Below are 6,672 nucleotides of genomic sequence, written 5' to 3' on the forward strand. Positions count from 1 at the left end.
CATCGGCCGGCCGGGACCGCCGCCACCGAACGGCGGGCCGAACCCGCCGAACGCCTCCCGGCCCTCGAAGCCCTCCCCGGGCATCCCCCGGAACTCCGGCCCCGGGCCCGGCCCGCGGCGCCGACCGCCTCCGAGGCCACCGGGGCCGCCACCGTCACCGCCGCGCGGGCCCTCCCAGCGGAATCGCCTTCCTTGACGTTCTGAGCGCATCGCGCCCACCTCCTCGAATCTCTGAGGTTCAACGAGGCAGTCGAGTCACTGTCTCGATAGTTCGACGATATATCGGTGACTGTCGCTCGTCAACGGATTCCGACACGCCCACGGAGCACCGCGCAGCCCCCGCCCAGCCGCTACGGTGGCGGGCATGGCCGCAGAACGAGACCTCGCGACGCTGCTGCGCGGCATGAGCCCGCAGCTCAACCCCGGGCGGTACGTCTACTGCACGCTCCCCGCCCGGGTGCCCGCCGGCATGCGGCCGGTGGTGACCGTCGCCGAACCCGAGGGGGTCACGATGGTGATCGCCCAGGAGGAGGCGGACGCGCTCGGGCTGCGCTACGAGTACGTGGCGGCCTGGATCACCCTGCGGATCCACTCGGCGCTGGAGGCCGTCGGACTGACCGCCGCCGTGTCCGGCCGGCTCGCCGAGGAGGGCATCAGCTGCAACGTGGTGGCCGGCTTCCACCACGACCACCTGTTCGTCGCCGCCGCCGACGCCGACCGCGCCGTCCGCGCCCTGGAGGACCTCGCCGCCGGCTCCGGCTGAGCCCCCGCCCGCCCCCTCCGGGTGGCCGCCGCCGACCGGGCCTTCGACACTGGGAGACGAGCCGCCCCGCCGGGGTCGGCCCCACCGGAAGGAGACGGCCGCCATGGCCATCTGCGTCACCTGCGGCAACGACTACTGGCTGGCCTTCGAGATCAGGACGGTCACCGGCGACACCTACACCTTCGACAGCTTCGAGTGCGCGATGGAGAAGCTCGCCCCACGCTGCGAACAGTGCGACGTCCGCATCGTCGGCCACGGCGTCGAAGTCGCCGGCATGTTCTTCTGCTGCGCCAACTGCGCCCGCGTCAACGGCGGCCTCGGCGACCAGATCCGCGACGCGGTCGGCGCCCGCCCCGCCTGACCGGCGGGCGGGAAAGGGGGCGGAAGAGTCGGCCTGTACGCCGGGAACTGTCGCCATATGGGCTATGACCTGCGGCGATGCCCTCCAGCGGGGCCAGATCGCCACGCGATCGTGAAGAAGACCGCTTCGAGGGCCTTCCGGTCCCGGGCCGCCGCCCCCTTCACCACCGCTCCGGCCTTGGCCGCCCGGCCACGGTCTACACCCTCGCTGACGATAAGGCCGGTCACGCTCCGCTCAGTCGGCCGCGAACCCGGCGTGACGAACGCCCGGCCACGGTCGTCCGCATGGACACCTACCGTCCGACCAAGGCCACGCCCCCGGTTCCCATGTCCGCTCCCGCTCCCCGACCTGAACCTGTCGCGACTGGCAACCCGCTCCTCGCGCCGCTCTGAACGCTCGAATCAAAGCAAACCGCCCCGGCCGAGTAGGCCAGGGCGGTTCTTTCGTTCGGTAGTGACTCAGGAGCCGTACTCGTAGCCGATCGTGACGCGCGTCGGCACGACCCAGAGACCGAACTCGATCACGCCTTCGTCGTCCGACCAGCGGTGGACACCCCCCAGGACCGGCGATCCCACCCGGAGCCCCAGCGCTGATGCCTCCCGGGCATCGCACTCCCGGGCGTGCATGTCGTCCCGGGCATGTGTGATCGTCCGGCCGGACGCATCGAGCACCTTCGCGGTGAGCCCCGCGTTCTTACTGGGGGCCGTCGAGAGCAAGTCAGGCACCAGAGCCGCGAAGTGCGCCGGATACCAGACCACCGCCAGCATCGTCCTGGTCTTACCCCGGCCCGAGACGTACTCACGTCGAACAAGCTGGTCGCCGGGGTCGAGATTGAAGATGTCCTGCACGTACAACGGCGGGACAACCAACTCGGCAGCCGTCACCCGGCTGGTCTCCCCTTCCATCAGGCTGGACCTCAGCCGCTGGACCATCGACAGCCGATCCCGTCCTGTTGCGGTTGCTGTCGCTTCGTCCGCCACGAAGGTTCCACGGGGGCTGGTCCTGATGAGTCCTTCAACCAGCAGCTGGTTCAAGGCCCTACTGACGGTTGCTGTCGCCACGTTCCACCGCTGGCACATCTCCCTGTTCGTGGGGAGCTTCTCACCGGACACGAGTTCGCCCGTGAGGATCGCCTGTCGGTAGTGGTCAGCGATCGCGGTGAACGTCTTTGGGCTGGCCATGCGCTACTCCTCAGTCGAGGTGATAGTCACTCAGGAGCACACTAGTGCACCGACATTCGAGCCGAAAGCACTTCTCACTGCTCTACCTTCTGACCTAGGACACAAAGCCGGTGCTCTAGGGAACGGAACCGCGCAACACGCTCGCCTGGCTGTGGGGCGTGCACCTCCAGTTCACCTGGCCTGTGACGATGTTCAGCCCTCACCGGCGTCAGCTCGCACGGCGGTACCGGCTGCGGCGAAAGCTCGACGCCGCCCGAGCGAAGACCCCCAAGTAAGCGATCCAACAAACCAACTCAACTTCTGGGGTGGACAGTTGAACGGATCGAAGTTCGCCACCGAGACGAAGACGGATGCCGGCTACCTCGACGTGGCCGCGAACGCGCACGGGGAGGAGAAGGGCTTCCTGGCCTACCAGGCCCTCCAGCGGGTTCAGAGCAACCGTCCCAAGGCGGTCGAGATCGGGCCTGGCGGAGGCTCGGCGGTCATCTTTCTTGCTTCGCAGCTGGCCGCGAACGGCAGCACCCATCGAGACGTGGACCTCACGCTCGTGGAGGTTCCCGGGGTGGTGTCGGCTTCACTCAACGAGGCGATGACCGAGTTCCGCAAGGTGGGCACGGTCGACCTGGTCAGTGGGTTCGCGCAGGACATCGCGACGCTGCTCCCGGAACCCGTCGACGTGATCAGCGCGTCCGCACTGCTGCACGAGGTCTACAGCTACGGCGGCGGGTACAACGGGCTGCACTCGATGATCCGCACCATCCCGACCGTGCTCCGGCCGGGCGGCCTCTTCGCCTATCGCGACGTGTACGCCGTCGACGGCGCGTCGTTGCACGAACGCTCGGTGCAGACCTATGCCGCGAGGTCCTGGATCCAGTTCCTCCGGATGTTCCTGCCGCAGTACCTCCGGGAGGGGACGCACCCGTACCACGGTGCCCACGACGAGGTGGTCACCCGCCAGGACTCCCGCATCGTCCCCATCGGTGAGCTCGCGACCGGAACTGCCGTGTTCGTCTCCGCGCCGGTCGGGATCTTCCGGGAGGTGCAGCGGCACTACATCACCTTCAGGGACCATGCATGGCGGTCCGGGGCTCTCGGCTTCGTGCCGTTCCTCGACGGGCAGATGGCTGCGGACTGGATCGACGCCCGGACGGGGCACAAGCGGGTGCACTACCGCCCGACGGACGCCGAGTGGCTGCCCGAGTCGCAAAAGCGCATGATGCTCGCCCTGAGCGAGCGTTACGGCGACCACTTCACGGTGGACGGGGACATCTTCGACGAGTGCACGGACATCGCGCTCTCGCAGTTCCTCGCCACGGCAGAGCGTGGCGGCGGGGAGTGCCGGGCGATCTGGGAACACTGGACCACCCGGGAGGGGCGTGAGACCTACGCCTACATGACGCTCGACGCACTGCTCGCCGCGTTCGCGGTCAGCTCCACCGAGGCGAGCCGGCCGGACCGGACCGTCCTGATGCCCGTGCAGGTGTCGGACGTGACCCAGCGGGATCGGGGCTACTACAACCGGTACCTGCGGCGGGCTCTGCCGAACCCGCTGCGGGACGCCAAGCAACTGGTGCTCTTCTCGAACGTTCCGCTCGCTGATTCGGACACCTTGGGAAGGGCGATGGACTCGGTCCAGCGATGGTGCAGTCACGCGAGCCTGGCCCGGATGTACGCGGCGGTGAACTCGGGAGAATGACCGACATGACAGAAACCACTGAGGTGGAACGCAAGCGGGAGCTTCCCGACGACGGCAGCGGCATCACGCGACTGCTCGCCGAACTCGGCTACCGGCCGGAAGCCCCCGTGACCGAGGAGGACACCTACTACAGCCGACCGGACATCGACTACATGCAGACGGTCGAGTGTCTGCGGGTCCGGCGACGGGGCGACTTCGCCGAGATCACCTACAAGCCCGCATCCAACGGCACCACGCACCGCGAGGACGACATGGTGTCCAAGGTCGAGACGAACGCGGTCCTCGCCGGGGCCGCGCAGGCGATCAGTGCAGAACGGCTTCTTCAGAACATCGGTATGCGGGAGCTGGTCCGGGTGGTGAAGACCCGCGTCACCCACCGCCACCCGGAGATCCCCGGCGTCTCCGTCAGCATCGACACCGTGGCAGGGGCAGGTGTCTTCGTGGAGACGGAAGTGGTCCGGGCCGCCCCGGACGGAGCCGCCGAACTGGTCGAAGAGATCGAGAAGGCCCTGGGCATCGTCGGCCACCCGACGGTTTCGCTCCCGTACCGGGACCTGGTCCTCGGGCAGGCGGAGCGGTAGACCCGGTCGCCACCGCCGCCACATCATCGCCACAGAGCGCTGGGAAACGGGCCCGAACAGGCAGAACCACCCTGGAATGACAACCCTGGGTGGATCAAAGAGAAAGACCCCCTGACCTGCTGTTTCGCAGATCAGGGGGTCTCACTCAAGCTAGGCGGCGGAAGAGTCGGCCTGTACGCCGGGTTCTGTCTCCCGGGTTGCTTGCGCGGCCCGGGGAGGCGGCCATCCATCTAGGGCTGCCGTTGCCGACAGCCTCGTGCGGTCCACCCGCGGACTCGGGCGAGCAGCCTTCAATCGTCCGCGCACGGCGCCCGAGGGCGCCGATCTTGACCTTGCTCCAGGTGGGGTTTACCTAGCCGGCCGGGTCACCCCGGTCGCTGGTGGTCTCTTACACCACCGTTTCACCCTTACCCACCACGAAAAGCGGTGGGCGGTCTGTTTTCTGTGGCACTGTCCCGCGGGTCACCCCGGGTGGGCGTTACCCACCACCCTGCTCTGTGGAGCCCGGACGTTCCTCGGCGGGTCTGGGACCCGTCGCGACCGCCCGGCCGGCTCTTCCGCCGTAGTGGTCATCGTAGCCGCTCGGGCGGCGCCTCCCGTACACCGGACCGGACGGCCGGCGCCTCGGCGCCGAGGCGGGCGGCCACCCGGGCCGCCGTCGCGCTCGCCCGGGCGGTGGTGGTGGCCAGGCCGAGGGCGAGGACGGCGCCGCCGAGGCCGACCAGGATCCACCAGCCGGCGTGGCTGGCCGGGGCGAAACCGGTCGCGACCGGTCCGACCACGGCCGCGGTGACGACCGTACCGATCACCGCCACGCCCAGCGACTGGCCGACCTGACGGCTGGTCGAGGCGACCGCCGCCGCCACGCCCGCCTGGGCCCGCGGCATCCCCGCGACGGCGGCGTTGGTGATCGGCGCGTTCACCATGCCGAAGCCGAAGCCGAACAGCGCGTACGCGACCAGCAGCAGGGCCGGCGGGGAGTCGGCGGCGAGCCGGGTGAGCAGCAGCCCGCTCGCGGCGAGGCCGATCCCGGCCGCGACCAGCGGCAGGCGCGGGCCCCGGCCGGCGACGATCCGTCCGGACAGCGGCGCGCAGACCAGCATCATCCCGGCCATCGGCAGCGTCCACAGGCCGGCCTCGACCGGGCTGTAGTGCCGGACGTCCTGGAGGTAGAGGGTGCTGAGGAAGAGGAAGCCGCCGAGCGCGGCGAACGCGCAGACCGCGGTGACGGCGGCGCCGGTGAACGGCACGCTGGCGAAGAACCGGGGGTCCACCAGCGGCTCGGCCACCCGCCGCTCCCAGAGCGGGAAGGCGACCAGCGCGGCCAGCGCGGTCGCGGCCAGGGTGAGGATCAGCGGGGAGGTCCAGCCGTTGGCCGGGCCCTCGATGATCGCGGCGGTGCCGCAGCCGAGCAGCACGATCATCAGCAGCTGCCCCACCGGGTCCAGCCGGCGCGGCCGGGGGGCGCGGGACTCCGGGACGTAGCGGGCGGTCAGCGCGATGGCGGCGAGCGCCACCGGGACGTTGATCAGGAAGATCGACGGCCAGCCCGCGCCGTCCACCAGGAAGCCGCCGAGCAGCGGGCCGAGCGCCATCGAGATGCCGACCACGCCGCCCCAGACGCCGATCGCCCGGGCCCGCTCCTTCGGGTCGGTGAAGGTGTTGGTGATGATCGACATCGCCACCGGGTTGAGCATCGAGCCGCCCACCGCCTGGAGCGCCCGGAACGCCACCAGCCAGCCCAGGCTCGGCGCCTGGCTGCACAGCAGCGAGCCGAGCGCGAAGCAGACCAGGCCGGTCTGGAACACCCGGCGGCGGCCGAAGCGGTCGGCCACCGAGCCGAACAGCATCAGCAGCGAGGCCAGCACCAGGGTGTAGGCGTCGATGATCCACTGCAGCCCGGACGCCGGGGCGTCCAGGTCCCGCTGGATCACCGGCAGGGCGATGTTCACCACGGTGTTGTCGAGGCCGACGATGAACAGACTCAGGCAGCAGATCGCCAGGACGAGCAGACGGCGGCGGCGCCCGAGCGCGGGCCCGGGGGCGGGCGCGGCTGCGGCGGCGCGGGGCTGGGGGGCGGGCACGGGACC

6 protein-coding genes, 1 other RNA gene and 1 pseudogene are annotated in these 6,672 nt (G+C 70.0%); 5 read left to right on the forward strand and 3 right to left on the reverse strand.

The window, feature by feature from the left end:
• From AE652_RS48630 to AE652_RS32200, 3 genes and pseudogenes are all read left to right on the forward strand, one after another.
• Positions 1 to 204 (forward strand): annotated as a pseudogene (locus tag AE652_RS48630) (hypothetical protein); the annotation flags it as partial.
• Between the two features lie 160 nt (positions 205 to 364).
• Positions 365 to 763, forward strand: a complete 399-nt coding sequence (locus AE652_RS32195) for an ACT domain-containing protein (protein WP_049658024.1) — start codon at positions 365 to 367, stop codon at positions 761 to 763.
• Positions 764 to 866: 103 nt separating this feature from the next.
• Positions 867 to 1,124, forward strand: coding sequence for a hypothetical protein (locus AE652_RS32200; protein WP_049658025.1), 258 nt, complete (start codon positions 867 to 869; stop codon positions 1,122 to 1,124).
• A 458-nt stretch (positions 1,125 to 1,582) separates the two neighbouring features.
• On the opposite strand, the gene AE652_RS32205 is transcribed toward AE652_RS32200, so the two are convergent.
• The gene (locus AE652_RS32205) at positions 1,583 to 2,305 is read right to left on the reverse strand and encodes a GntR family transcriptional regulator (RefSeq protein WP_049658028.1); all 723 of its coding nucleotides are present in this window, start codon (positions 2,303 to 2,305) and stop codon (positions 1,583 to 1,585) included.
• Positions 2,306 to 2,618: 313 nt separating this feature from the next.
• On the opposite strand from AE652_RS32205, the gene AE652_RS32210 reads away from it, so the two are divergent.
• Positions 2,619 to 4,001 carry a hypothetical protein gene (locus AE652_RS32210; protein WP_049658029.1) on the forward strand — a complete coding sequence of 461 codons (1,383 nt, stop codon included), beginning with the start codon at positions 2,619 to 2,621 and terminating at the stop codon, positions 3,999 to 4,001.
• A gap of 5 nt (positions 4,002 to 4,006) precedes the next feature.
• Positions 4,007 to 4,582, forward strand: coding sequence for a class IV adenylate cyclase (locus AE652_RS32215; RefSeq protein WP_199823174.1), 576 nt, complete (start codon positions 4,007 to 4,009; stop codon positions 4,580 to 4,582).
• Between the two features lie 158 nt (positions 4,583 to 4,740).
• On the opposite strand, the gene rnpB is transcribed toward AE652_RS32215, so the two are convergent.
• Positions 4,741 to 5,138: RNase P RNA component class A (gene rnpB / locus AE652_RS43245), an RNA gene on the reverse strand.
• 13 nt (positions 5,139 to 5,151) lie between these two features.
• The gene (locus AE652_RS32220; RefSeq protein WP_082346113.1) at positions 5,152 to 6,666 is read right to left on the reverse strand and encodes an MFS transporter; all 1,515 of its coding nucleotides are present in this window, start codon (positions 6,664 to 6,666) and stop codon (positions 5,152 to 5,154) included.
• Positions 6,667 to 6,672 lie beyond the last annotated feature (6 nt).

The organism is Kitasatospora sp. MY 5-36, from assembly GCF_001182915.1.
Classification (GTDB): domain Bacteria; phylum Actinomycetota; class Actinomycetes; order Streptomycetales; family Streptomycetaceae; genus Kitasatospora.

Excerpts from the sequence above, each read along its gene's own strand:
- AE652_RS32195 (WP_049658024.1), top strand. The coding sequence starts at position 365 with ATGGCCGCAGAACGAGACCTCGCGACGCTGCTGCGCGGCATGAGCCCG.
- AE652_RS32200 (WP_049658025.1), top strand. The coding sequence starts at position 867 with ATGGCCATCTGCGTCACCTGCGGCAACGACTACTGGCTGGCCTTCGAG.
- AE652_RS32205 (WP_049658028.1), bottom strand. The coding sequence starts at position 2,305 with ATGGCCAGCCCAAAGACGTTCACCGCGATCGCTGACCACTACCGACAG.
- AE652_RS32215 (WP_199823174.1), top strand. The coding sequence starts at position 4,007 with ATGACAGAAACCACTGAGGTGGAACGCAAGCGGGAGCTTCCCGACGAC.